Origin of the sequence: Lentzea terrae, from assembly GCF_003265345.1 — a bacterium.
Classification (GTDB): Bacteria; Actinomycetota; Actinomycetes; order Mycobacteriales; family Pseudonocardiaceae; genus Lentzea; species Lentzea terrae.
Window position 1 is genome coordinate 243,030 of sequence record NZ_QFWW01000008.1, and the last position, 23,582, is coordinate 266,611.

Annotated in this window: 24 protein-coding genes; 6 read left to right on the plus strand and 18 right to left on the minus strand. The window is 69.1% G+C overall.

Annotated elements, in window-relative coordinates; translation table 11 throughout:
• Nucleotides 1-172: 172 nt before the first annotated feature.
• Nucleotides 173-1,063: a sulfotransferase domain-containing protein gene (locus DI276_RS15460; protein WP_157984726.1), complete on the plus strand. Its 891-nt coding sequence runs from the start codon at nt 173-175 to the stop codon at nt 1,061-1,063.
• 37 nt (nt 1,064-1,100) lie between these two features.
• Here DI276_RS15460 and DI276_RS15465 read toward each other — a convergent pair whose 3' ends face one another.
• Nucleotides 1,101-2,432: an endo-1,4-beta-xylanase gene (locus DI276_RS15465; RefSeq protein ID WP_112264033.1), complete on the minus strand. Its 1,332-nt coding sequence runs from the start codon at nt 2,430-2,432 to the stop codon at nt 1,101-1,103.
• A 434-nt stretch (nt 2,433-2,866) separates the two neighbouring features.
• On the opposite strand from DI276_RS15465, the gene DI276_RS15470 reads away from it, so the two are divergent.
• Nucleotides 2,867-3,886, plus strand: a complete 1,020-nt coding sequence (locus DI276_RS15470; RefSeq protein ID WP_112264034.1) for a PQQ-dependent sugar dehydrogenase — start codon at nt 2,867-2,869, stop codon at nt 3,884-3,886.
• A 47-nt stretch (nt 3,887-3,933) separates the two neighbouring features.
• On the opposite strand, the gene DI276_RS15475 is transcribed toward DI276_RS15470, so the two are convergent.
• Genes DI276_RS15475 through DI276_RS15505 form a run of 7 tightly spaced genes read right to left on the minus strand, consistent with a single transcriptional unit; the run spans nt 3,934 to nt 10,125 of the window.
• A complete protein-coding gene (locus DI276_RS15475) occupies nt 3,934-4,503 on the minus strand; it encodes a GTP-binding protein (protein WP_112264035.1) in 570 nt (189 codons plus the stop codon).
• Nucleotides 4,487-4,837 (minus strand): DUF742 domain-containing protein, encoded by a 351-nt coding sequence (locus DI276_RS15480; protein ID WP_112264036.1) that lies wholly within the window; start codon nt 4,835-4,837, stop codon nt 4,487-4,489. The genes DI276_RS15475 and DI276_RS15480 overlap by 17 nt, the downstream gene beginning before the upstream one ends.
• Before the next feature lie 3 nt (nt 4,838-4,840).
• A complete protein-coding gene (locus DI276_RS15485) occupies nt 4,841-5,278 on the minus strand; it encodes a roadblock/LC7 domain-containing protein (RefSeq protein WP_112264037.1) in 438 nt (145 codons plus the stop codon).
• Nucleotides 5,275-7,566, minus strand: coding sequence for a sensor histidine kinase (locus DI276_RS15490; protein ID WP_232836674.1), 2,292 nt, complete (start codon nt 7,564-7,566; stop codon nt 5,275-5,277). Before DI276_RS15490 ends, DI276_RS15485 begins: the two co-directional genes overlap by 4 nt.
• On the minus strand, nt 7,566-8,315 hold the full coding sequence (locus DI276_RS15495; RefSeq protein ID WP_112264255.1) for an ABC transporter ATP-binding protein: 750 nt from the start codon (nt 8,313-8,315) through the stop codon (nt 7,566-7,568). The genes DI276_RS15490 and DI276_RS15495 overlap by 1 nt, the downstream gene beginning before the upstream one ends.
• Nucleotides 8,312-9,169 carry an ABC transporter permease gene (locus DI276_RS15500; protein WP_112264038.1) on the minus strand — a complete coding sequence of 286 codons (858 nt, stop codon included), beginning with the start codon at nt 9,167-9,169 and terminating at the stop codon, nt 8,312-8,314. Before DI276_RS15500 ends, DI276_RS15495 begins: the two co-directional genes overlap by 4 nt.
• On the minus strand, nt 9,166-10,125 hold the full coding sequence (locus DI276_RS15505; protein WP_232836675.1) for an ABC transporter substrate-binding protein: 960 nt from the start codon (nt 10,123-10,125) through the stop codon (nt 9,166-9,168). Before DI276_RS15505 ends, DI276_RS15500 begins: the two co-directional genes overlap by 4 nt.
• A gap of 565 nt (nt 10,126-10,690) precedes the next feature.
• Here DI276_RS15505 and DI276_RS15510 point away from each other — a divergent pair.
• From DI276_RS15510 to DI276_RS15520, 3 genes are read left to right on the plus strand one after another with little or no spacing between them, the layout of a single operon-like run.
• Nucleotides 10,691-11,752, plus strand: coding sequence for an NAD(P)/FAD-dependent oxidoreductase (locus DI276_RS15510; RefSeq protein WP_112264039.1), 1,062 nt, complete (start codon nt 10,691-10,693; stop codon nt 11,750-11,752).
• Nucleotides 11,749-13,107, plus strand: coding sequence for an amidohydrolase family protein (locus DI276_RS15515; protein WP_112264040.1), 1,359 nt, complete (start codon nt 11,749-11,751; stop codon nt 13,105-13,107). The genes DI276_RS15510 and DI276_RS15515 overlap by 4 nt, the downstream gene beginning before the upstream one ends.
• Entirely contained in the window at nt 13,085-14,035 is a 951-nt protein-coding gene (locus DI276_RS15520; RefSeq protein WP_112264041.1) for a LacI family DNA-binding transcriptional regulator, read from the plus strand. Before DI276_RS15515 ends, DI276_RS15520 begins: the two co-directional genes overlap by 23 nt.
• A 10-nt stretch (nt 14,036-14,045) precedes the next feature.
• On the opposite strand, the gene DI276_RS15525 is transcribed toward DI276_RS15520, so the two are convergent.
• The gene (locus tag DI276_RS15525) at nt 14,046-14,558 is read right to left on the minus strand and encodes a hypothetical protein (RefSeq protein WP_198680651.1); all 513 of its coding nucleotides are present in this window, start codon (nt 14,556-14,558) and stop codon (nt 14,046-14,048) included.
• Entirely contained in the window at nt 14,545-14,982 is a 438-nt protein-coding gene (locus DI276_RS15530) for a MarR family winged helix-turn-helix transcriptional regulator (protein WP_112264042.1), read from the minus strand. Before DI276_RS15530 ends, DI276_RS15525 begins: the two co-directional genes overlap by 14 nt.
• A gap of 150 nt (nt 14,983-15,132) precedes the next feature.
• Here DI276_RS15530 and DI276_RS15535 point away from each other — a divergent pair, with 150 nt between their 5' ends.
• Nucleotides 15,133-15,402 (plus strand): hypothetical protein, encoded by a 270-nt coding sequence (locus tag DI276_RS15535; RefSeq protein WP_112264043.1) that lies wholly within the window; start codon nt 15,133-15,135, stop codon nt 15,400-15,402.
• Here DI276_RS15535 and DI276_RS15540 read toward each other — a convergent pair.
• The 8 genes from DI276_RS15540 to DI276_RS15575 all read right to left on the minus strand — a co-directional run bounded on the left by DI276_RS15540 (nt 15,367) and on the right by DI276_RS15575 (nt 23,497).
• Complete coding sequence (locus DI276_RS15540; protein WP_112264044.1) at nt 15,367-16,533, minus strand: cation:proton antiporter; 1,167 nt, start codon at nt 16,531-16,533, stop codon at nt 15,367-15,369. The two genes, DI276_RS15535 and DI276_RS15540, sit on opposite strands and share 36 nt — an antisense overlap.
• A 2-nt stretch (nt 16,534-16,535) precedes the next feature.
• Entirely contained in the window at nt 16,536-17,015 is a 480-nt protein-coding gene (locus DI276_RS15545; protein ID WP_112264045.1) for a cation:proton antiporter regulatory subunit, read from the minus strand.
• Between the two features lie 146 nt (nt 17,016-17,161).
• Nucleotides 17,162-17,608 (minus strand): hypothetical protein, encoded by a 447-nt coding sequence (locus DI276_RS15550; RefSeq protein WP_112264046.1) that lies wholly within the window; start codon nt 17,606-17,608, stop codon nt 17,162-17,164.
• The gene (locus tag DI276_RS15555) at nt 17,605-18,105 is read right to left on the minus strand and encodes a hypothetical protein (RefSeq protein WP_112264047.1); all 501 of its coding nucleotides are present in this window, start codon (nt 18,103-18,105) and stop codon (nt 17,605-17,607) included. Before DI276_RS15555 ends, DI276_RS15550 begins: the two co-directional genes overlap by 4 nt.
• On the minus strand, nt 18,098-18,598 hold the full coding sequence (locus DI276_RS15560) for a WXG100-like domain-containing protein (protein ID WP_112264048.1): 501 nt from the start codon (nt 18,596-18,598) through the stop codon (nt 18,098-18,100). The genes DI276_RS15555 and DI276_RS15560 overlap by 8 nt, the downstream gene beginning before the upstream one ends.
• Nucleotides 18,595-18,909 (minus strand): WXG100 family type VII secretion target, encoded by a 315-nt coding sequence (locus DI276_RS15565; RefSeq protein ID WP_112264049.1) that lies wholly within the window; start codon nt 18,907-18,909, stop codon nt 18,595-18,597. The genes DI276_RS15560 and DI276_RS15565 overlap by 4 nt, the downstream gene beginning before the upstream one ends.
• Nucleotides 18,910-18,930: 21 nt before the next feature.
• Nucleotides 18,931-19,764 carry a hypothetical protein gene (locus DI276_RS15570; RefSeq protein WP_157984727.1) on the minus strand — a complete coding sequence of 278 codons (834 nt, stop codon included), beginning with the start codon at nt 19,762-19,764 and terminating at the stop codon, nt 18,931-18,933.
• A 175-nt stretch (nt 19,765-19,939) separates the two neighbouring features.
• Nucleotides 19,940-23,497: a S8 family serine peptidase gene (locus DI276_RS15575; RefSeq protein WP_157984728.1), complete on the minus strand. Its 3,558-nt coding sequence runs from the start codon at nt 23,495-23,497 to the stop codon at nt 19,940-19,942.
• Between the last annotated feature and the right edge of the window lie 85 nt (nt 23,498-23,582).

The following is a 23,582-nucleotide window of genomic DNA, read 5'->3' on the forward strand; positions in this document are numbered from 1 at the left end:
CGTAGTTCCGACGTCCTGGTTCTGCGCCGGGCTGCCAACGTCCTTCCCGGTCGTCGACTGGTGCCTTGTGGCGGATCTCGCTGACCTCGTGATTGGGCCGCTGGGACCTGCTGGCCGGGTGCCCGCGCGTGGCACCCTGAGAGCGCAGGCGTCAACAGTGGGGGAGCTGAACATGGCTGCGTTGCGGCGTTATCGCACGGTGGTGTCCGACAGCGCCCTGTGGGCCGACTTCCCGTTCCGGCCAGGGGACGTCGTGCTCAGCCCGCCGGCGAAGTGCGGCACGACCTGGATGCAGATGCTGTGCGCGTTGCTGATCTTCGACAAGACCGAGTTCGACCGGCCGCTCACCGAGATCTCCCCGTGGCTCGACGCGACGACCTACGACACGGCTGCGACGCTGGCCGCGCTGGAAAGCCAGGAGCACCGGCGTTTCATCAAGACCCACACACCGCTCGACGGCCTGCCGTTCCACGAGGACGTCACCTACATCTGCGTCGGGCGCGACCCGAGGGACGCCATGCTGTCCTTCGAGAACGCCACGGCCAACATCCATCCGGATGCCATCCCCCCAGGCGGGTTCGACCCGGAGCAGCCCCCGCCCCCGCCACTGGACCCGGTCGACCGGTTCTGGGCGTGGGCCGACTCGGATCTCCTCAACGACACGACTTCGTTCGGCGTGAGTCTGGCCAACCTGGTCAACCACGTGCGCACGTTCTGGGACCGTCGCAACGAGCCCCAGGTCGCGCTGTTCCACTACGCGGACCTCAAAGCCGACCTGCCCGGCGAACTGCGGCGCCTGGCGCGGCTGCTGTCGATCGAGATCAGCGACGAACGCGTCGACGAGCTGGTGGCCGCGGCGACGTTCGACCGCATGCGCGGCCGCGCCGACGAGCTGGCTCCCGGCGTCGACCACAAACTGTGGCGCAGCAACGAGAACTTCTTCCGCTCCGGCACCAGCGGCCAGTGGCGGAGCCTGCTCGACTCCGCCGCACTCGACCGCTACCGCAGCCGCGTGGCCGAACTGGCTCCGCCCGAGCTCGTCGAGTGGCTCCACCGTCCGTGAACACCGGGAGAGCCCCGGCCGGGGCTCTCCCGCGCGCTCAGCCGACCCGGCAGGAGATGCTGGGCCAGCTCCAGTTGCCGCCGTGCATGATCGTGAAGCCGAACGTGTTGCCGTTGCCGTTGGGGCGTGCGGTCATCACGTCCGCCGTGTCCCAGGTCGCGTTGGTGTTCCAGGTGGCGATGATCCGCTGGGGTGAGCTGACGGTGACGGTGACGACCCAGTTGTCCGTGCCGGAGACGGTGACCTGGCCGTTGAAGCGGTCGCTCCACTTCTCACCCTCGGCGTAGGTCGCGGTGCAGCCGCCGGGGTTCGGTGCGGTGGTCGTGGTGGTCGGCGGGTTGGTGCCCGTCGCACCGTTCAGGACGTTGAGGACCGAGGTGTAGGCGGCCTTCTTGTTGCCGTTGCCGTCGAACAACAGCGGCGTGCCGGAAGCGCGCCAGGAGTCGGTGTCGCGGATGCCCCACACGGTGATGCCGGTGCAGCGCGACACGGCGAGGCAGGCCTGCGTGACGCCCTGGTACTGCTGGGCCTGCGTGCTGCCGGAGCCCTCGATGTCGAGTTCGGTGATCTGCACGTCGACGCCGAGGTTGGCGAAGTTCTGCAGGGTGGTGTGGTAGTTGGAGGGAACCGGGTTGCCGCTGTTGAAGTGTGCCTGGAACCCGACGCAGTCGATGGGGACGCCGCGGGACTTGAAGTCCTGCACCATCCGGTAGACGGCCTGGGTCTTGGCGTGGGACCAGTTGTCGGTGTTGTAGTCGTTGTAGCAGAGTTTGGCGCCGGCGTCGGCCGCGCGGGCCGCGCGGAAGGCGGCCTCGATCCAGTCGTTGCCGGTGCGCTGGAGGTTGGAGTCGCGCCGGGCGCCGCTGCTGCCGTCGGCGAACGCCTCGTTCACCACGTCCCAGGCGTAGATCTTGCCGCGGTAGTAGGTCGCGACCTGCGTGACGTGGTTCTGCACCGCGTTGCGCAGCGCGGTGCCGGACATGTTCTGCATCCAGCCGGGCTGTTGCGAGTGCCACGCCAACGCGTGCCCGCGCACCCGCTTGCCCTGGTTGCGCGCGTGGTTCACGATCCGGTCCGCGTTGCCGTAGCTGAACCGGCCCTGGTTCGGCTCGGTCGCGTCCATCTTCATCTCGTTCTCGGCCGTGACCATGTCGAACTCGCGGTTGAGGATTCCGGTGTAGGTCGAGTCACCCAGCTTGTTCGCGGCCACCGCGGTGCCGAAGTAGCGGCCGCTTTGCTGGGCCGCCGCCGCGAGCGTGGAGGCGGCGCCGCTGGCGGGTGAGGCGCCCAGGATCGCGGTGCCGGCAGCGGCGGCGACCAGGGATGACACGAGCGCGACTCGTGCGACTGACTTCAGTGTCAGTGTCATGTTCGGCGCTTTCTGAGAAAGCACCCGCGGAACGCGGGCGCGAATGGGTTTTTACTCGGTGCGGGCGGTCCGGATCGCGCCTTGTCCAAACGATGCCCGAAGTGAAGCGCTGAGCAGTATCAACTGAAAGAGTTCGGCCGATCAAGGATGACTTCCGGCTCGGCCGGCAAATCGGCGAACGCCGGCGGGCCTGTGAAGAAGATCTTGCCGTGCTGGTGAAAGCACAGGTGAGCGGGCCTGTTGGGCCGCAGGAATCCGCTGCGGTGGCAAGGCTTCCAGGAGGGAGCGCGACGGCGTTATTTGGTAATGTTTCGAAAACTCCGACACCCGGCCCTGCGCCCGAGGGTGTTGGGCGCGCTCTCACAGTGTGCTTGCATAGGACTGAGTTCTCGCGCTGCCGCCGCCGCCGACATTGCGTCCACAAGGAGGCATGCATGAGATTTCGTGAAGGTCTGCTGGCCGTAGCGGCAGTGGCCATGGGCCTGTCGCTGACACCGGGGACCGCTGCCGCCGTCGAGCGCGACGTGGCGACGGACCTGGTCGTGCCGTGGGACATCGCGTTCCTGCCGGATCAGTCGGCGCTGGTGACCGAACGCGGCTCGGCCCGCGTGCTGTCCGTCAGCGACGGGACGACGCGCGAGGTGGCCCGCATCCCCGGCGTCGTGGCGGAGGGTGAGGGCGGCCTGCTGGGCATCGCCGTGTCACCGAGCTACACCACCGACGGGTACGTGTTCGTCTACTACACGTCCACTTCGGACAATCGAATCGCGAGGTTCCGCATCGGCGAGACACCGCAGCCGATCGTGACCGGCATCCCGCGCGGCCGGACGATCCACAACGGCGGCGGTTTGTCGTTCGGCCCGGACGGACTGCTCTACGCGGGCACCGGCGACGCGGGCAACACCGCCAACGCGCAGAACCCGAGCTCGTTGGCGGGCAAGATCCTGCGCATGACGATGGACGGCACGCCCGCACCGGGCAACCCGACCTCGTCGCTCGTCTACAGCCTCGGCCACCGCAACGTCCAGGGCCTGGCCTGGGACACCGGCGGCCGGATGTTCGCCGCCGAACTGGGGCAGAACCGGCTCGACGAGCTGAACGGCATCCGGGCCGGCGGCAACTACGGCTGGCCGACCTGCGAAGGTGCGTGCAACGACCCCAGGTTCGTCGACCCGCTGCTGACGTGGTCCACCGCGACGGCCTCACCCAGCGGTCTGGCCTTCCACAACGGAAGCCTCTACATGGCGGCGTTGCGCGGACAGCGACTGTGGAAGATCCCGGTCGGCGCCGACGGCGCCGTCGGCCAGCCGGCGGCCCTGTTCTCCGGCACCTACGGCCGGTTGCGCGGGGTCGCTTCGGCACCGGACGGCACGCTGTGGTTCTCGACGTCGAACCGCGACGGACGCGGCAGCGTCCGCCCCGGTGACGATCGGATCGTCAGCACGACGAGTTGACGGACCGGCGGCGGTCTACCTGCGCTGGTTCAGGTAGACCGCCGCCGCTACGAAGTCGCGCGCTCCAGCGTCGTCCGCAGAACGGTCAGGAGCGCGTCGCGAACCGAGAGCTTGGCGCGGGCGTCGAACGTGATGAGCGGGACGTGGTCGGCGATCGCCAGCGCCCAGCGGATGTCCGCCGTCGCGTGGCTGAGCCTGCCCTCGAACAGGTTGACCGCGACGACGAACGGCAGGCCCGCCTTCTCGAAGTAGTCGACGGCCGGATAGCACTCGTCCATGCGCCGCGTGTCGACGATCACGAGCGCGCCCAGCGCACCGTGTGCCAGGTCGCGCCACATGAAGCCGAAGCGGTCCTGGCCCGGTGTGCCGAACAGGTACAGCTTGACGTCGTCGTCGATCGTGATGCAGCCGAAGTCCAATGCCACCGTGGTGGTGGTCTTGCCCGGCACGTGGCCGGTGCGGTCCACGTCGTCGGAGGCCGTGGTGATGGCCGCCTCGGTGCGCAGTGGCGTGATCTCGGAGATGGACGACACCGCCGTCGTCTTGCCGACCCCGAAACCTCCCGCGATGATGATCTTGACCGGTGTCGGGGTGCGGGGCTCAGCTGATGGCTTCAAGGCGGCGGATGATCCTCTCGATCATGGCGGGATCGCCGGCGAGGCCAGCGGCCGGGCGGTGGATGACCACGTACCGCAGCGCCGCCAGGTCCGCCACGAGCACTCGGGCCACACCGATGTGCAGCCCGAGGATCGCGGCGACCTCCGCCACCGACATGGTCTTCGTGCACAGCGCCACGATGTCGCGGCGCTCGAACGACAGGCTCGCGTGCGACGCCGCGCCGAGCTCACTGGTCAGCACCTGGGTCTCGATCTCCAGGTCGCGGTCGATCGGCTCGGTCCGTCCGGACGTGAGCAGGTACGGCCGCAGCAGCGAGACGTCCGGGTCCGGCATGTCCTACCGCCCGACCGTGAACTTGAGTTCCTCGATCACCTGCGGGGTGAGGACGGCGCTGGCGCGGTTGGCGAACATCGCCATCTCGTAGCCGATCGTGCCGAGACTGGCCTGTTTGGACGCCAGCACGCCGAGCGCGCAGCCGATGCTGATGGTGCAGACCATGAGGTAGCCCTGCCCCAGCTCGACGATGACCTTGTCCGGTGTGCCGAGCGGGTGGCAGTCGGCGACGCCGCCCGCGAGGCTCAGCATCGCCGACGTGATCGCCGCCAGCCGGTCGGCGTTCTCCCGCACCAGTTTCGACGACGTCGCGATGAGCAGACCGTCGGCGGACACGGCGATCGCAGCGAGGGCGCCAGGGGTCCCTTGTGCGAAGCGGGTCACGAGCCAGTTGAAGTTCTGTGCCTCGACGCTCGTCCGTGCGGCGGGAAGCGCGGTCATTCGCTGCCTTCTCTCGTGGGTTGCGTGCCTGCTCCGGCGGCGGCGCCCAGTGCCAGGCCGTTGGCGAACGCGTCGAGCGCGGCTCGTTCGGCGGCGGGGTCGCGCTGCTGCCAGGAGGCGGTGTTCTCGGGAGCGGGGTCGGCCGGCGCCTCGGGGGTGCGCAGGCTCGGTGCCAGGTTGGCGCCCGGCACCCGGCGGGTGAGCCCTGCGCGTCCGGCCGGCTCCGGTGTGATCGGGGGCGCCGCAACGGGTTGCGGCACGACCGCCACGCGGGCGATGGCGGTCGACACCAGCGTGATCTCCGTGGTCAGTTCGCCCGACAGGTGGTCGGGCTGGTCGTTCACCGCGGGCAACGTCGTCGTGGTGTCGGTCATGAACCAGCCGAAGTCCCTGTCCGGCAACGGTGGCGAGGACATGACCAGTGGCCGCGACGGCGCGTCTTCCCGCGTCTGCAGGTCGGCAGGCACGGTCACCCGCGCGGTGACGCCGCCGCCCTCGGTCGGGAGCAGTTCGACGGCGAGCGAGTGCCTGCGCGCCAACCTGCCCACCACGAACAGGCCGAGCACTCTGGTCGGCGCGATGTCCAGGCGCTCGCGTTCCACCAGGCGCAGGTTCTCCTCGGCGAGGGCGGCCTCGGTCATCCCGATGCCGTGGTCGACGATCCGCACGACGCAGGACCCGTCGGCCGTGCGTGCGACGTCGACCTCCACAGTGGACTCCGGCGGCGAGAACGAGGTCGCGTTGTCCAGCAGTTCGGCGAACAACAGGATCAGGTCCGTCCCGGCCGAGGACGTCACCCTGTTCTTGCCGACGGTGCCGAGCCGGACCCGTTGGTAGTCCTCGATCTCCGCCAGCGCCGAGCGCAGCACGGTGCCGAGAGTCATCGGTCCGGCGAACCCGCCGTCCTCGCGGGCGCCCGCGATCACGAGCAGGTTGTCGGCCGTGCGCCGCAACCGGGTGGAGAGGTGGTCGAGCTGGTACAGGCTGGCGAGCAGCCGCTCGTTCTGCTCGTCGCGCTCCAGTTCGTCGACGAGGGCGAGCTGCCTGCCGACGAGGCTGCGCGTGCGCTTGGCGACGTTGGCGAACATCAAGCTCACGTTGCGTCGCGTGATCGCCTGCCGTTCCACGAGCTGCGCCGCCGTGCCCTGCACGCGGTTGAACGCCTCGGCGAGGCGGCCCAGCTCGTTGCCGGACGAGACCTCGATCTCGTGCAGCCGAGGCACCTGCTGGTCGGGCACCTCGGTGTCGGTGACGCGCACCAGTTCCCGGCCGGCGAGATCGGCCACCGCGCCCGCCGCGTCGGTGAGCTTGCGCAACGGGGTGGCGATCGAGCGGCGGACGGCGATCGCGAGCCACCCGACCAGGACGAGCAGCGCGGCACCGCCGGCACCCACCGTCCACGCGACGGCGTTCGCCCAGCCCGCGCGTGCCGCGGCCGCGGCGGTGATCTCGTCGGTGACCTGGTCCTGCGCGACCTTGCGCAGCTCGGCCTGCGCGGTCACGGCGGCCAACGCCTCCGCCGCGAACGCCGGGCTCGGCTGGCCAGGCAACCGAGAGGCGAGCTCGTCGACCCGGCGAGCTTCGGGTCCTTCTTCCACCGTCACGGCCAGCGCCGCGTGGTCCGCGTCGGCCTGCTGCACGAACCGCTCGGTGAACGCACGGGCCTGCATCACGGCGTCGTTGTGCAGGTCCTGGCCTGTCTGCCTCCTCGTCGCGGCGATGATCATCCCGGTGTCGCGCAGGGAGTGCTGCTCGGTGGCGCGCAGCAGGGCTTCGAGCGCGGTGAGCTGTCGCGTGCCCTCCGCGTCGCCGGTGGGTTGCGGGACCAGGCGCAGCGAGTCGATGACCGCGGTGATGACGGCGTGGTACGTCCGCGCGACGCCGTCGGACGAGGCGCCGCCGCGCAGGGCGTTCTGCCGCAGTCCGGTCAGCGAACCCAGCCGCACCAACGCGTTCGTGAGCTCGTCGGACATGGAGTCCCCGAGCACGGCGCGCACGTTCCCGGCCGCCCTGTCCACGTTTGCGTGCTGGCGCTTCAGGTTCTCGCCGTCGTTGCCGGGAGACGCGAGGTGCGCGGCCGTGAGCACGCGTTCCTGTTGCAGCTCCCAGATCAGGTTCCCCAGTTCGCGCACGTGCCGTGCGGACTCGGCGGTACCCGCGGCCGATCGCGCGTCCCCGGCCTGACCGAGCAGGAACGGCACCGCCACGACCACCGCCGCGACCAGTCCTGGCACGATCAGCAGGTTCAGCTTCCGTCCGATGGAGTGCCCGTGGAGCACGCGCCGCATCACCTGGTCACCCCGCAGCGGACCATGTCCTCGACGGACGCGCGCAACGCCAGGAACGCGGGCGTGCGCTTGACCGCGAGATCCCTGTCCTCCGCGAGCGGGACGCGGACCTCGGCGGCGACGCGACCGGGGTCGCTCGCGAGCACGACGACCCTGGTGCCGAGGAACACGGCCTCCTCGACGTCGTGGGTGACCATGAGCACGGTGGTGCCCGTGTCGAGCCAGATCTGCCTGATCAACAGCTGCATGTCCTCCTTCGTCTGCACGTCGAGCGCGCCGAACGGTTCGTCGAGCAGCAGCACGTCCGGTTCGCAGACCAGCGCCCGCGCGATCGCGACACGCTGCTGCTGGCCGCCCGACAGCCGGCGCGGCAGCGACCGCCGCACGCCCGCGAGGCCGGTCTCCGCGAGGTACCAGTCGACCCTGCGGTCACGCTCGGCGGTGTCCAGCGCGAGCAGCTCGAGTCCAAAAGCGACATTGCGCTCCACGGTGCGCCACGGGTAGAGCGATCCGTTCTGGAAGACCAAGCCGCGGTCGGGCCCGGGCCCGGTGATCGGATGACCGTCGACGGTGATCTCGCCCGTGGTAGGCATCATGAGCCCGGCGACCAGCGACAGCAGGGTCGACTTCCCCGAACCGCTCGCGCCGACGACGCAGAGGAACTCGCGCGGCGACACCGTGAGGTTCACCCCGTCCAGCGCAAGCTTCTGACCGTATTCCTTGGAAACATCGGTGAGTGCCAACGTCATGCGGCCCACCGCCCCACTCGAGCGCGCACCAGGCGCAGGGCCACGTCGATCGTCACACCGATGACGCCGATCACGACGAGCACCGCGAAGATCTTGTCCGTCTGCAGAAACCGTTGCGCGCGAACGATCCGGTACCCGAGCCCGGCCGTGGAGTTGACCAGCTCCGCCACCACCACGAAGTTCCACGCCGCCGCCGCGTTGACGCGAACAGCGTCGATGATGCCCGGCAACGAGTGCGGCACCACGACCTTGCGCAACACCTCGCCCCGGCGCGCGCCGAGCGTGTAGGAGACGTCGATGAGAGGCCGCGGCACACCCCGCACGACATCGGCGGTCATCAGCGTGTTGAAGAAGACCGTGCCGATGAACAGGATCGCGATCTTGGACGGTTCGCCGAGCCCGAGCCAGATGATGAGCAACGGGATGAACGCGCTGGCGGGCAGGTACCGCAGCAGCCCGATCAACGGCTCGAACGCCGCCTGCCCGGCCTGGAAGGCGCCCATCAGGATGCCGAGCGGCACCGACACCAGCACGGCGAGCCCGAAGCCTTGCAGCACGCGCCGGGTGGTCGTCCACACGTCCACGGCGAGCTCGCCCGAGCGCGCCGTCTCCCAGCCGGCGGACACCACGGCGCCCGGCGGCGGCAGGAAGGTTGCGGGTACGGCACCGCTCGCGCTGAGCACCACCCACGCGGAGAACGGCACGGCCAGTGAGAGGACGGTGAGGATGGTGGTGGCGCGGCGGGAGATCGGTGTGCGGATGGTGAGCGCGGTGCGGCGCGGGCGGGTGCGGCGGGGGAGCGGTGGCCACGTGGTGCGGACGTCCGGGGTGCGGTCGGCCAGCGCGGTCCTCATCTCTGCACCGCCTTCACGAACCTGTCGTCGAACAGCCCGTCCAGCGACGGCCGGTTCTGCGTGAGCCCGGTGCTGACCAGGAAGTCCGCGATCTTCCCCGCCTGGTGGTTGAGGTGCGTGGGGGTGACCCCCGGCGTGAACGCGTCGAGGTTCTGCCGCAACGTGAAGATGCTCGTGCCGGCGTCGTAGCTCTCGTAGTCGCCGGTGCTCACGCCGCCGCGTGCGGCCATGATCTCGACGGCCCGGTCGTGGTTCTGCTTGATCCAGTCGAGCGTGTCGAACCACGTGTCGACCAACGCCTGGGCGGCCTCCGGGCGGTCCTTCGCGAGCGTGCTGGACACGACGAGGTGGTCGGGGATGGCGCCGGGGAACTCGGCGGAGGTCGCGATCGCGCGGCTGCCGGGTCGTTGCAGTGCGGTGGTCGTGAACGGGGCGAAGGCGCCCACGGCGTCGACCTTGCCCGCGACGAAGGCGGCTGCGGCAGCGTCGGTGGCCAGCGGTACCAGCTCGATGTCCTTTTGCGACAGACCGGCTTCGGTCAACGCGAGCAGCAGCAGGTAGTGGTCGACGGTGCCCTGCTCGACGGCGACCTTCTTGCCCTTCAGGTCGGCAATGGCGGAGATGCCCTCACGGGCGATCACCTGGTCGTTGCCCGTGGAGTTGTCGTTGACGAGGACGATCGTCTGGCGCGCGCCACCGCTGACCGACGCGAGCGTGTCGTTGAGCGTCTGGCTGTTGGCGTCGATCGCGCCGCTCGACAACGCGTTGAGGCTGTCGGTGTAGCTGTCGAAGTACTTCAGCTCGACGTCGATGCCGTTGCGGCGGAAGAAGTCTTGTTCCTGGGCGACCTGCCACGGGAACCAGCCGGGCCACGCGCTGAACCCCAGCGTGATCTTGCCCGCGGATGTCGGGGCCGATGTGCAGGCTGTGGCGCACAGCAACATGAGTGCGATCAAGAAACGGCTGATGCGGCGGGAAATCAAACCGAACTCCTGTGAGATTCTGTTGTGGGGGAGTGCTATTCGCCCGCGGGGCGAGGAAGGTGCCTGGTTGCCGGTGGCTGGGCCTCGCGTTCGACGGCGTTGCGAGCCTGCGTGCCGTAATTTTCGTACAACGGTCAGTCACCGGTCTCAGTCATCTGTCTGCACGCTTCCTGTGCACATTCTCAGTGCACCGAATGCGGAGGTCCCCGGAGACTCCGTGTTCTTTTACATGCACCTGGACGAAAAGCTCGCGAATCCAGGATCAATTGAGGTCGCCAAGACTAGCCCCTGTGCGCAACCCCTTCGGTTCGTGCTCGGGTTCTCGAATGGGGCAACGACTTCCTGTACTTCCCGTCCTCGTTTCGCAATGCATCCGTGTGGCCTGCGGAGTTGGCATAAGAATGGTCTGAGCCAATGTGGTTCCGGTTCGCAGAACTACGATGTTTGAGTCCAATCGGGTGATTTGGCGAGAGCGGGCTCGACCAGGCGTCCTGCTGTCCTGTAACTAGTTGCATGAAACTAGTTGCAGGAGGCCGGGATGAAGGTCGTCGTGGTGGGTGCCGGTGTCTACGGAGCGGCCGTGGGAGCGGCACTGGTTCGTCGCGGCGCGACGGTGACGGTCGTCGACGCCGGTGCGCCGGGTTCGGGGACGTCCGGTGCGACGTTCTCGTGGGTCAACTCGCGCAACAAACAGCCGCTGGTCTATCACGAGCTCAACGTCGCGGGAATGGCGGCGCACCGACGGCTGGCGGCCGAGTTCCCGCTCGGCGACTGGTACCACGGTGGTGGCGGCATCGAATGGACCACCGACGAAACAGCGCTGCGTGCGAAGGTCGACGCACTTCTCGCGCTCGGCTACGAGGCCAAGTGGCTGACCCGTGCCGAGACGCTCGAACTGGAACCGGGCATCGATCCGGACCGGCTTCCGTCCGGTGGAACCGCGTACTTCCCCGGCGAGGCGTGGGTCGAGCCGAGACGCCTGATCGCACATCTGCTGTCGGCGAAAGTCGAAGTGGTCGCCGATGACGCCGTGATCGGGCTCGACCTGATCGGCGACGTGGTGCGGTCCGTGCGGCTGGCGTCCGGGCGGGTGCTCACCGCGGACGTGGTCGTGAACTGCGCGGGGCCACAGGCTGCCGAGGTGGCCGCGCTGGCCGGGCTGGCGCTGCCGATGCGCAACCTGCCCTGCGTGCTCGTGTACAGCTCGCCGGTCGCGGTGCCGCTGTCGAGGGTCGTGCACGCCCCGAACGTCCACTTGCGACCGGAAGGTGGCGGCCGGATTCTGCTGCACTCCGGCGAGGTCGACCAGGGCGGGCAGGAGGCGGTCGAGCGGTTGGTGCGGGACGCCGCGTCGCTCTACCCCGGGATGCGAGCGGCGACGGTCGAGAGCGTGCGCAAGGGGCAGCGGCCGATTCCCGGCGACGGGCTGCCCGTGCTCGGGCGGGTCGCGGACGTGCGCAACTACTTCTTCGCCGTGTCGCACAGCGGAGTGACGTTGTGTTTGCACGCGGGGGAGCTCGTCGCTGACGAGGTGCTCGGTGAGAACCGCGACGACGCGCTGGCACCGTTCCGCTTCGAGCGGTTCGAGGAGTCGCGATGACGATCGTCGTGCGTGGCTGCGACCTCGTCGACGGCCGGGGCACCGAACGGCGGAGCGGGGTCGACATCGTCATCGAGGGTGACACGATCCGGGAGATCCTGGAGCCGGGAAGCCGCGCCTACCCGGCGGCGGAAGTCGTTGCCGCAGAGGGAATGCTGGTGATTCCCGGCCTGATCAACAACCACACGCACGGCACCGCGCACGGCCCGCTGTTCCCCAGCGGCCACGAACCGTTGCCCGTCGCGCAGGTGAACGCGAACCTCGACCGGCACCTGCTGGAAGGCACGACGACGGTGCTCTGCGTCGACGGGTTCATCACCGCGGAAGCCGTTGCCGCGACTGACGAAGCGCACCCGGTGAACGTGAAGGCGGCCTCCTGCAACACACCCGCGTGCCTGAAGGCGGCGACCATCGCCGACGGAAGCGGGCTCACCGAGGCGCATCGGGCCCTTACCGCCCGCCAGGCCGTGGCCGAAGGCGCGGTCGCGCTGGGTGAGATCGGCGCGGGACACACGCTCGGCGGAGGTGGCGCGAGCTACCTGTACATCCCCGAGCAGATCGCCCGGCGCACCGGCGTGACAGTCACGGCGTTGCAGGCGAACGAGCTGAAGGTCGCGGTGCTGGGCAGGCACATCAGGACGTCGGCGTTCGACCGTGACACGGTGGAGGAGGCGCTCGCGAGCGCCGGCCTGACCGGACTGCTGTCCGTCGACGACGCCCGCGAGATCGTGTCCGGCGTGGTTCTGCCCGCGTTCGACGTCGCGCTGCGCGGCTTGGCCGAAGCGGCCGACCAGGCCCGGGAGCTGGACGTTCCGGTGCTCGTGCACAACGCGGCCGCGTCGATGACGCAGGTCGCCTCGATCGCCAGAACGGACGTGCGGCTGATCGCCGGACACTCCAACCACCCCAGCTTCACCATGCGGGAGGCCGTGGACCACGCGGAGTGGTTGAAGGAACGGGGAGTGGTGATCGATGTGTCCGTTCTGGACACTTTCGGCGGTCAGCGGCCGGACATGATCCCGTTGCTCTACGCCATGTTCGAGGCCGGGCTGGTGGACACGATCTCGACCGACTACGCGGCCGGCCACCACGACCCGATCCTGCTGGCGATCGACCGGGCCACCAAGGCGGGCGTGGTGACCCTGCCCGCCGCCATCGCGATGGCCACCTCCACCGTCGCCGACACGTTCCCGGGTCTCGCCCCGCGGCGTGGCCGGATCGTGCCGGGCGCGATCGCCGACCTGGTGGTGACCGACCCGGCGGCGCTCGAGAATGTCCGGACCGTCATGATCGGTGGCAAGATCGTCGTGCGGGAAGGCAGGCGGGTCACGGATGAAGCGAGTCACGATCGGTGATGTCGCCGCACACGCGGGAGTGTCCACCGCGACGGTCTCCCGCGTGCTGAACGGCGGTCTGGTGGCCGAGTCGACGGCCGCCAGGGTGTGGCAGTCCGCCGAAAGCCTCGGCTACAGCCCGAACGCGTTGACCAGGAGCATCTTCGCCGGCCGGTCGAGCACGATCGGCGTGATCATCCGCGACCTGAACAGCCCGTTCTACCTGGACCTGATCCGGGGCGTCGACGAGGTGGCCGCCGCCGGCGACAGCCCGGTGATGCTGGCCAACACCTACCGCCGCACCGACCGGGAAGTCGCCCAGGTGCGGGCGATGGACCAGCAACGGGTACGTGGCCTGATCATCACCGCCGACGAGACCGCCGACGACCAGGCACGGCGAATGGCGCAGAACGGCACGCCGTGCGTGGTCGTCGCGCGCACCCCACCAGGGCTGCACTCGGTCAGCCTCGACGATGTCGCCGCCGGACAGTTGATGGCCGCGCATCTGGCCGACTGCGGCCGCACGCGGGTGGGAGTCGTGCGCGGAGGCACCAGGCCGACGCAGGTCAAGCGCGTCGAAGGACTGCGCCAGGGCCTGGTCGAACGAGGCCTGCGGCAGCCGGAGGAGGTCGTCGTGGAGAACGAGGTCGATGTCGATGCCGCTGTCGGTTCGCTGTTGCACCGCAACGACACCGTCGTGTGCACGACGGGCCGTCTGACCGTGGCCGTCCACACGGCACTGACCGCTCGGGGCCTCAAGATGCCCGACGACGCCGGCTTCCTGACCATGGACGACTTCCCGTGGGCGAGCGCGCTCGGCATCAGCGTGGTCGCCCAGCCTTCGTACGAGATGGGGCGCAGGGCCGCGCAACTCGTCATCGAGGAACCCGCGGCCCCGGCCAGGATCGTCTTCCAGCCGGCGCTCATCGCCCGCGGTTCCTGCGGCTGATCTGGGGCGGTCAGCTGGTGGCGTGCGGGCCGTGGTCGCTGACCTGGGCGTCGAACCAGGCGTGCAGGGCGTTGCGAAGCTCGGTGTCGCTGGTGGTGTAGGTGGCGCGTGCACCGTCCGGGGTGTTCTGGTGCTCGATGGTGATCCGCCCGCTGTGCGCTCGGAGCGCTTCCAGGCCGGGCATCTCGTTGCCGTGGATGCGTGCGGGGTCGGTGAAGTCGCCACGCCGGAAGCGGTCCACCTCCGCGGTCAGGTGTTCCTGGATGAGGGTGATCTGGGCGGAGTCCCGCGCGTCGTCGGCGACCACGGTCTGCACGCCGCCGGTGTCGGTCTTGGTGAACCGGTGGGTGGTGCGTTCCAGGTCGAACGGCATGACGGACGAGCCGCGCTCGGCGACCTCGGCCTGTCGGTCGGAGTGCGCTGCCGTCGACGGGCCGGCGGCGCAACCGCTGCTGAGTGCGACAGCACCTGCGACCACCAGCAGCAGGGCTCGGCGGGTCAGCGAACGGTCAAATCGGTTCAACAGTGGCCTCCGCGAGGATCTGGAGCGCGCGCACCACGGCGGCGCGTTGGTCGTCGGGTACGCGTTCGAGCAGGGTGGTGAGCCGGTCGCGGCGGGCGTCGGCCTGCCGCGCGGCGGCGGTGGCACCGGCGTCGGTGAGCACCAACAGGACGCCGCGGCCATCGCCGTCGGCGGCTTCCCGGTGCACCCAGCCCCGGCCGACGAGGTTGGTGACCAGGCGGCTGACGGTGCTCTTCTCCAACCGCAACCGGCGAGCCAGCTCCACCTGACGGAGCTGCCCTTCCCGGGCGATCTCCACCATGGCGTGCGCCTCCGAGACCGGCAGCGGCTGTCCGCATGGTGTGCGGTCGGGCTGATGGAGGCCGAAGTTGCGGACGAACCGCATCAGGGCTTCCTGTGCCGCGTCCGTCTCCCCGCTCTGCATGGTTCGACCGTACAACCAGATGGTTCGACGGTGCAACCATCGTCGGGACGAGAGGTCTCGATGGAAGGTTGCACATGTACCTCCTTCCGTAACCAGGACCGAACACGGGGCGATACATCCCCACGTCAGGAGGAATGGGAAGGGACCGTGATGGCGGGACGGGACCTGGCCGACGTCCGGATGCAAACCGTGCTGGTGGTCGCTGTGGGCGTGCTGTTGTCAGCAGGTGTCGTCAACGTGCTGATCGCGGTGGTCGAGTCCGTGTTGTGGCCGGTGATCGCGGGCGTGGGTTGGGTGGTTGTCGCCACCGGCGTGGTGATCGAAGCTGAGGCGGCTACGGCGTCCAGTTCGGGATCGGTGGCGGACGCCAGGCAGGCGGCTTCGTCAAGAGCTTCTGGGGGCGCGGACGCGTTGAGGTGAAAGCCAGTCGCCGGACCAGCGCGTGATGAGTGGTCCGATCGTGGCGAGAAGCAGCACGTACGCCGTGACCACAGGTCCGAGTTCGGGGCTCGTGGCGCCGGCCAGGCTCATGATCACGACGGAGAACTCGCCGCGTGCGACCAACGCGGTGCCGGCGCGGAGCCGGCCGCGCGGGGCGATGCCGTCGCGGCGTGCGGCGTACCAGCCGGTGGCGATCTTCGTGGCGATGCCTGTCGCGGCGAGGGCGAGCGCGGCGGGCAACGCGGGGAACAGCTGGGCCGGGCTGACGGCGAACCCGATGGCGAGGAAGAACGCCGCGGCGAACAGGTCGCGCAGGGGTGCGAGGACGGCGCGTGCCCGTTCGGCGGTGGCGCCGGTGAGGGTGAGTCCGACGAGGAACGCTCCGACCGCGGCCGAGACCGACACCAGCTCGGCGAGTGCCGCGACGACGAGGGTGGTGCCGAGGATGCGCAGCATGAGCTGCTCGTCGTCGGGGTGGGCGAGCCAGCGGTTGACGTGGTGGCCCCAGCGGTGGGACGCGGCGAACGCAGCCGTCACGCTGGCGATCGCGATGACCACGCCGATGACGGCCTGCCACCAGCTGCCACCGGAGGCCAGCACCACGAGCACCGGCAGGTAGATCGCCATGGCGAAGTCCTCCATCACCAGGATGGAGAGGATGGCCGGCGTCTCGCGGTTGCCGAGCCGGCGCAGGTCGCTGAGCAGCCGGGAGATGATGCCGGAGGACGAGACCCAGGTGGCGCCGGCGAGCGCGAGGACGCCCGGCCACGGCAGGCCGAGCAGCCATCCCGCGACCAGGCCCGGTGTCGCGTTGAGGACGAAGTCGAGCACCGCGGACGGAACGTGGCGGCGCAGGCTGTGGGTGAGCTCGGCGGTGTTGAACTCGAGCCCGAGGGTGAGCAGGAGCAGCACGACGCCGATGGAGGCACCGACCTCGACGAAGTCGCCGGCGGCGGGCACCGGTGCGATGCCGCCGTTGCCGAGCGCGAGACCGGCGAGCAGGTAGAGCGGGATGGGGGAGAAGGACCACCGTCTCGCGGCCGCGCCGAGCACGCTGAGCCCGACGAGGATGACGCCGAGCTCGAGCAGCAGCGCGAGAGACGTGTGCACCGTCAGGCCTCGATGATCCGGCGCACGCCGTTGATGCCGTCGTGCGTGCCGATCACCACGAGGACATCGCCCGCGCGCAGCACCTCGTCGGGCGTCGGGGAGGCGATCACGTCCTCGCTGCGCACGATCGCGACGATCGACGCCCCGGTGCGAGTGCGCGCTCGCGTGTGGCCGAGCGGTTTGCCGGTGTGCGCGGACGCGGCGGGCACGACGACCTGTCCGGCACTGAGCCCCGGTACCTCCCTGGTCAGGTCCGCGAACCGCTCGGCGATGCGCGGCGCGCCGAGGATCTCGGCGACGGTGTCGGCCTCGGCGGTGGTGAGCCGGAACAGCGGCTTCGCCTCGTCCGGGTCGTCGGCCGAGTAGCGGATCACCTCGAAGCTGCCCTCGCGGCGCGCGACGATGCCGATGCGGTCACCGTCGGCGTTGGTGAACTCGTAGCGCAGGCCGACACCGGGCAGCAGAACCTCGTTGACGTCCATCCGGTCATCATGGCAAGCGGTGCCGCGCGAGACCTGACGAAGCGGCAGGGATTGCGCCTCGGCGCGATCAGCGAGACCGCGAACAACCAGCAGGCCTCGTCAGGGCGAGCACAAGTCCTGATCCGCCGGCCTCGTGCTGCTGAGTCTCAGACCGGCTCGAGCAGCGCGGAGATCCTGGCAACCCGGCCATTCGGACCGAACTCGAAATGCAGATAGCGGTTGTTGGTCTGGTATCGATCGAAACTCGGTCCGGTGCGTTCCGGATTGCCCAGGAATGCGGTGACTTCGCTGCGTGTGGCGGTGGCGGAAAGCCCCTCCACCAGCTCTCCGGGGCGCGGATACTGACCATAGGTTTCGTCCTCGGGATCCGGCTGGGTGCGCACCATGATCGACGCCAGGACGTCGTCTTCGAAAAGCAGTTCCGTACCTGCATCTTTGAAGACGTAGTACGTGGACTTCTCGCCGTCGAAGTCGTACTCGCTGACCTCCATCTTCGGGCCGATCAGAACGATCGCGTCGAGGATGCGGCTGTCACCCTTGCGGTGGCCCAGCACGTCCAGCATAACGGCGATCTCACCGGAAACCGTGGTCATATGCCCTTCTTTCGGTTCGCCTCGCGCATCTTGTCGAGGGCCGCGTCGACGTCCTTGGGTGAGAAACCGTCGGCGATGAGGTTCTTGCGCGTCGTAGCATAGTCTCTCTCCGCGGCCTTGCTGAGATCCGCCGCGTCGGCGTCGATCTGGTCCTGCGTGTTTCTGCCTCGCCAGGTGTCGCCTTTGGAGTGGACGCCTTTCGGCAGTTCGATCGCGGTTCCCTTGTTGTGCAGGTCGTCGGCTTCCTTCCTCGTCAGTTTGCGGCCGAGCCGGTTTTCTTCGGCCCGCTTGAGCGCGGCGGAGGACGGGATGTGGTCGTGCTCCAGGTTGTCGCCGACTTTCTCCCGTGCCTTGAGACTCTTGTACTCGCCGACCTCGAGCGGCTTGACGTGACCGCCGGCGGGGCGTTTTGCCTTGCGCAGCTTCTTGCCGATGGGGGTGAAGACGCCGGCGTTGGCGACGGCCCGTGCTGCCTTGGCCGGCTTCTTCCTAGGCACTGAGCACCTGGCTGATGGCGAGGTCGAGCGCCTGGTCGAGCAGGATCGAGGTGATCTCCTTGAAGATCGGGATCTCCAGCAGCGAAGCGCCGAATGTCGGCACCGCGGTGGCGATGGCCTGCGCGATCTGGATGGCGAGCATGGTCAGCTGCACGACGACGGCGATCTTGAGCGCGACGACGACGCCCGCGCAGACGTAGAGACCGGCACCGACCAGCGACGAGGCGGTGGCGCCGTCGTCGAGGTTCTGCTTCGGTGATTCGCCGTCGGTCCAGAACTCCTTGAACTTGTCGATGGCCGCGCCGCTGTTCGCGCCCAGCACCTGTTGGGCCTGACCATCGGCATCGGCCGCGGCGGGCCCGAGACGATCGGCGAAGCCGGACCAGAGGCCGCCGAGGTCGAAGAGCTTGCCCTCGTCGCTTTCGGGCCAGTTGAAGCCCAGTGTGTTGAGCAGCCCGGACAGCTCTGGCGGCAGCATCATGCCGGTGGTCATGCCAGGCCTCCCATCAGCTGCGTGAACATGTCGTTGTTGGCGGTTTCGGTGGCCGAGTAGTCGTCGGCCATGCCCTGCATGTTGCGGCCGATCTCGCCAAGACCGTCGGCGTTGTCCTCGAACGACTCGAACGCGGCCTCGGCGATGATCTGGTAGATCATGCCCAGCACCGAGCCGAGGTCGTCGCCGCCGAACGCGCCGGCGAGCGCGTCGACCTGGCCGCGGAACGCGGCGACGTCGCTTGCCAGTGAGTCGCCGGTTCCCAGGATCTCTTTCGCTGATCCGCCGATCATCTCGGCGTTGACGTTCATCCCCGTCATCGTGCCGACCCCCTAGTCGATGTTGCGCATGATCGAGGTCAGGTTCGTCGTGTAGGTGCGCAGGTGTTCCATGCTCTGCGCGCGCACCTTCTCGGCCCGCTCACTGACCTGCTGCAGCGCCTCCACATCCAGCGCCGACCGTCCCGCGGTGGCGGCTCGACGTTCCCAGTCGCCGATCGCATCGTTGACCGCCTGGATCACAGCCTGGCCCAACTGGGCGGGCGCGAACTGCACCGCGACGACCGTCAGTGAGAGCGCGTTGACCTGGCCGTTGGTGACGGCGGCGGACACCTCGTTCGCCTCGTCCCGGCCCTCACCGGTGATCAGCGGCGCCGGGTCCGCCGACAGCGCGGCCTGAGTGGAACTCACCACGTCCATCGCGTCCTGGAACAGGTAGTCCACGTACTGGGGCGTGGAGTCGCCGCGCAGGCCGGTCTTCGCCATCGACGCCTCCAGCAGGCCCTGGATCCGTCGCAGCGTGTCGCCGCCCTGACGAGCGAAGTCAGCCAGCTGCTGACCCAGCGCGGCGAGATCCGGGCCTGGATCGCCGGCCGCGGGCGTGTCGATCAGCGACTGCGCCAGGGCGGCGTTGATGGCCTCTCTCAACAGCCCCGACACGGCGCTGGGAGGTTGCCCGAGCACGCCGTGGCCGATCTCGACCGAGAGAATCCTGCGGTGCCGCACCACAACGCGCACGCCACCCGCTGTGCCGACGGAGTCCTCGAGCTCGTATTCCTCTGGTGCAGGCGGTACAACGCCTGCTCGCGCCTGCGCCAGCCGTCGATGCTGCTCGGCGAGCCGGGCCTCGTACTCCGGTGCGCGCTCCACCCTGCCGCTCTCTGACATGAAACCTCCCCGTGTCGGAGAGTAGCGACACGGTTGCCGACCGATGACGGGAATTGCAGAACCCGAACCCTCAGGTGATCCACCCGAACACCGGATCCTGCAGGGTCGGTCAGCAACGAACAGCCGGTAGCGCGGCGGACGCTGTCGCGACCGCCGCGCAGTCAGCAACTGCGGGTCACTTCACCCGGTAGGCCCTGATGACCGTCTGGGTCACCGTGTTTCCGTCCTGGTCCGCGGCGTTCGCGCGCAGCGACACGAACCCGGACGCCGGGTTCTGGATGACCGCCAACCAGGTGCCGTTCGCGCGCAGCACCGGCACCCGCCGCCAGGTCTGCCCGTCGTTGTGGGACACCTCGACCTGGTTCGGCACGGCCTTGCCGCCCGGTGCGCCCGGCTGCCGGTCGACGCGGAGCGGTACCGGGATGAGGGCGTTGCGGGGCGCGTGGTTCGTCAGGTCGAGTTCGGGGTCGAAACCGATCGACAGCAACGGCAGTGGTGTGGCTGCGGTCGTGTGCTCCGACCGAAAGCCCCATTCCGCGCTGACCTTTGTGGACAGTGGCCATCCCGGGTTGCTCCGGCTCGCCTCGGCGGTGAGCCGGTAGTTCGCCGGGCCCACGGGCACCGAGAACTGTCCGCTGCCGGGTTGGCCGCTGCGGGCGATCTCCTTGCCGTCGAGGTAGAGCACGGTGTCGCCGGTGTCACCGGAGTCGGGGAACCCGGAGTGGCCGGCCGAGTCGGAGAACAGCGGCAGCCGGGTGTTGATCTTCTCGCCCGCGCGGTACGCCAGGTGCGGCTCGGTCGAGAAGAAGCCCACCGACCCGGTGACACCCGGCCCGATCACGGCCTTGCCCCAGTCCACAGTGGCCTTTTCGCCGGGCTTGAAGGTCCGCTTGGCGGCCTCGTAGTCCTGCGCGGCACCGCCTGCCGGCACGCTGACGGAGTTCGCCCAAGTGGCGGGCGAGTAGTACTCGGTCCGCTCCAGGGGAACCGGCGTCGACGTCGACTCCAGTGCGCCCTCCAGGTCGTACTTCCCGTCGGTGGCGAACATCGCCGCGTAGCCCACACCGTCCACCGGCGCCCGGTAGGTCGTCTTCACCGTGGCCAGATCGCTGTTGCGCGGCCGGTAGGTCACGTTCGCCGGAATGTCCCCGTAGCTGGGGAACACCAGCTCGTACCTGAACGGGCTCAGGGGTAAGCCGGTCAACGTCACGGACGCGTTCGGCAACTTCGCCAGCCGAGCGCCCTCGGTGCCGAACGTGACCGTCAACGGCAGTGGCGGCGCCTCCGTCAACCGCACGGCGCTGCCGGAGAAGTGGAACAGCGCGGAGTTCGCGCCCGCCTCGGCGATCGCCCGCACCCGTGGGCTGAACTCGAGGGCCTCACCGTTGCCCAGGGTGAACACCGCGAGTTTGCCCTTGAGATCGGCCGCGGCGATCTCGCCGGGGGTGGCACGCCCAACGTCCACAGCGGACAGCGCGCGGGTGTCGGCCGTCCGCGGCGAGCCCGGCACCCACTCCACGGGCACGTCGAACGACTCGGGCTTGTCGACCGTCAACCGGACCTGTGGCCGTTCGAGCTTCATCCGGTCGAAGTACCGGAACTCCTTGGTGCGCTTGGTGGTGGGCGCGGTGTAGTCGTTGAAGTCCGACAAGCTGTAGTAGCCCACTCCACGTGCTCCGGTGTCGACGACCATCCCGTTCGTCCAAGAAAACGGGCGGGCGTCCTTCTCGTCGGTCTGCACGGTGACCTTCTCGCTGTTCCTGGCGTCCAGCGTGACGACGGTGTCCTTGTGCAGGTCGACCTCCGGGTCGGCCACCCTGGTGCTCGTCGGCAGGGGCTGACCAGGCACCGCGGTCTTGATCGTGCCCAGCACGGCGTACCGGCCCGCAGGCAGCCGCACGGTGCTGTTGTTCCCCATCAGGTCGAAATCATCCTGGCCGGTGCCCAGCGGAACCCACATCGCGCTCGCCAGCAGGCCGTCGGCCGGCGCAGCGCCGTTCTGGTCGATCAGCTTCGTCGTCAGGTCGTAGCTTTCCGGTTCCTTGTACGCGCCGACCGGCGTCTGGATCACCGTGTCGCCGGCGCCGCTCTTGGCGACGAGCCTGCCGCCGTGGACACCGATCTGCGCGGCCGAGTGGTCGAAGGTGACCGACACCGTGGCCTCGCCGTTGGCGGGCACCACGATCTGGTCGACGTTCGTGTGGAACGCCGGGACGTCCACGCTCAGCCGCAGTGAAACCGGTGCGCTGCCGGTGTTGCTGTACGTGATCTGCTTGGTCGGCGTGGGCTGGTTGTGCGGCCACCGCACGAAACCGAGGCTCAGGCTCCCCGCGCTGGGGATGATCGTCTGCCTGGACGCCCGGCCGACATCGAGCCGGCCGGCGCCCTGCTGGTAGATCGTGGCGTCGATCGGGGTCGCGCTGCCCATCAGCGCCGCCTTGATCTGCCGGCCGGTCCAGTCCGGATGCTGCGCGGCCAGGATCGCCGCGGCACCAGCCACGTGCGGCGTCGCCATGGAGGTGCCGCTCAGCCGTGCGTGGTGCTCGCCGACAGCGCGGTCGGCGAGCGTGCCCTCGGCCCGCGCGGCCACGATGTCCTCACCGGGCGCGGCGATGTCCGGTTTGACGGCGTAGTCCTTGAGCCGCGGTCCTGGCTGCGAGAACGTGCTGTACCTGTCCTGTTTGTTCACGCTGGCCACGGCCAGGGCGGCGTCCGCGGACGCCGGGCTCGAGACCGGCGTTCGCTGACCGTAGTTGCCGGCCGCGACCACGAACAACGTGCCCTTCTCGGCCGAGAGCCGGTTGAGCGCGATCTCCAGCGGGTCGCTGACGCCGTCGCCGGGTCCGCCGCCCAAGCTCATGTTCACGACCTCGGCGCCGCTGTCCGCGGCCCACTGCATGCCCGCGAGGATCGCGTCGAACCGGCAGCCGCCGGTCTGGCAGACCTTGCCGATCAGCAGGTCCGCACCCTTGGCGACGCCGGTGTACTTGGCGCCACGGCCGGCGACGGTCGAGGCCACGTGCGTGCCGTGCCCCACGTTGTCGACGATGCCTTCGCCGGTGAAGTCCTTCTCGCCCTTCACGATCCCGGCCAGGTCGGGGTGTTTCGGGTCGTAGCCGGTGTCGAGGACCGCGACGGTCGCGCCCGCGCCGGTGTGCCCGGCCTGCCAGGCGGCCGGCGCGCCGACCTGCGGCACGCTCACGTCCAGTGATGGCTGAACCTTGCCGTTGAGCCAGATCTTGCCCGCGTCGGCCTTGTCGAACAGTTCCGCGGCCTTGTTCTTCGGCGTGGCCACCGCGGAGAGCCCGACCGTCGGCAGTTCACGGGTGATCTTGCCGAGCGTCCGGGCGCCGTTGGACTCGACCAGCAGCGGGATCTCAGGCGTGTGGGCGTCGTCGTAGCCCAGGTCGATCAGACCGGTCACGTCGAACAGCTTGCGATCCAGTCTGCCCGCCCGGATCAGCGGCTCGGCGATCGACGGGATCACCGTGACGCCCTTGGCGCTGACCGACTTGATGAACCGCACCGGCCCGAGCCGGGCGGCCGGCTGGATCTTCGCGTCCCAGGAGCCGTCCTTCCTGGTCACGGTCACCTTGTCGCCGGTGATCAGCGTGACCGTCCTGGGCGCCTCGGCCGGCGCGGGTGCGGATGGCTGCGCGGCCGCCGGCAGGACGGCGACACCGCTGGCCACCACGGCGAAGACCGCCGCGTGGATCAAACTGCGTTTGTGCACAGATCGCCCCTTGTGACGTCGTCTGGTAGTTCCCCTGTCTCCATGACTCGTTGAGTGGATCACTCTGTTTATTCGCCGAAGCCGG

Excerpts from the sequence above, each read along its gene's own strand:
- DI276_RS15500 (WP_112264038.1), bottom strand. The coding sequence starts at position 9,169 with ATGAGGACCGCGCTGGCCGACCGCACCCCGGACGTCCGCACCACGTGG.
- DI276_RS15535 (WP_112264043.1), top strand. The coding sequence starts at position 15,133 with ATGGCGGGACGGGACCTGGCCGACGTCCGGATGCAAACCGTGCTGGTG.
- DI276_RS15565 (WP_112264049.1), bottom strand. The coding sequence starts at position 18,909 with ATGAACGTCAACGCCGAGATGATCGGCGGATCAGCGAAAGAGATCCTG.
- DI276_RS15465 (WP_112264033.1), bottom strand. The coding sequence starts at position 2,432 with ATGACACTGACACTGAAGTCAGTCGCACGAGTCGCGCTCGTGTCATCC.
- DI276_RS15560 (WP_112264048.1), bottom strand. The coding sequence starts at position 18,598 with ATGACCACCGGCATGATGCTGCCGCCAGAGCTGTCCGGGCTGCTCAAC.
- DI276_RS15460 (WP_157984726.1), top strand. The coding sequence starts at position 173 with ATGGCTGCGTTGCGGCGTTATCGCACGGTGGTGTCCGACAGCGCCCTG.
- DI276_RS15545 (WP_112264045.1), bottom strand. The coding sequence starts at position 17,015 with ATGGACGTCAACGAGGTTCTGCTGCCCGGTGTCGGCCTGCGCTACGAG.
- DI276_RS15485 (WP_112264037.1), bottom strand. The coding sequence starts at position 5,278 with ATGACCGCGCTTCCCGCCGCACGGACGAGCGTCGAGGCACAGAACTTC.
- DI276_RS15550 (WP_112264046.1), bottom strand. The coding sequence starts at position 17,608 with ATGACCACGGTTTCCGGTGAGATCGCCGTTATGCTGGACGTGCTGGGC.
- DI276_RS15520 (WP_112264041.1), top strand. The coding sequence starts at position 13,085 with ATGAAGCGAGTCACGATCGGTGATGTCGCCGCACACGCGGGAGTGTCC.
- DI276_RS15570 (WP_157984727.1), bottom strand. The coding sequence starts at position 19,764 with ATGTCAGAGAGCGGCAGGGTGGAGCGCGCACCGGAGTACGAGGCCCGG.
- DI276_RS15470 (WP_112264034.1), top strand. The coding sequence starts at position 2,867 with ATGAGATTTCGTGAAGGTCTGCTGGCCGTAGCGGCAGTGGCCATGGGC.
- DI276_RS15495 (WP_112264255.1), bottom strand. The coding sequence starts at position 8,315 with ATGACGTTGGCACTCACCGATGTTTCCAAGGAATACGGTCAGAAGCTT.
- DI276_RS15480 (WP_112264036.1), bottom strand. The coding sequence starts at position 4,837 with ATGCCGGACCCGGACGTCTCGCTGCTGCGGCCGTACCTGCTCACGTCC.
- DI276_RS15510 (WP_112264039.1), top strand. The coding sequence starts at position 10,691 with ATGAAGGTCGTCGTGGTGGGTGCCGGTGTCTACGGAGCGGCCGTGGGA.
- DI276_RS15515 (WP_112264040.1), top strand. The coding sequence starts at position 11,749 with ATGACGATCGTCGTGCGTGGCTGCGACCTCGTCGACGGCCGGGGCACC.
- DI276_RS15490 (WP_232836674.1), bottom strand. The coding sequence starts at position 7,566 with ATGCGGCGCGTGCTCCACGGGCACTCCATCGGACGGAAGCTGAACCTG.
- DI276_RS15530 (WP_112264042.1), bottom strand. The coding sequence starts at position 14,982 with ATGCAGAGCGGGGAGACGGACGCGGCACAGGAAGCCCTGATGCGGTTC.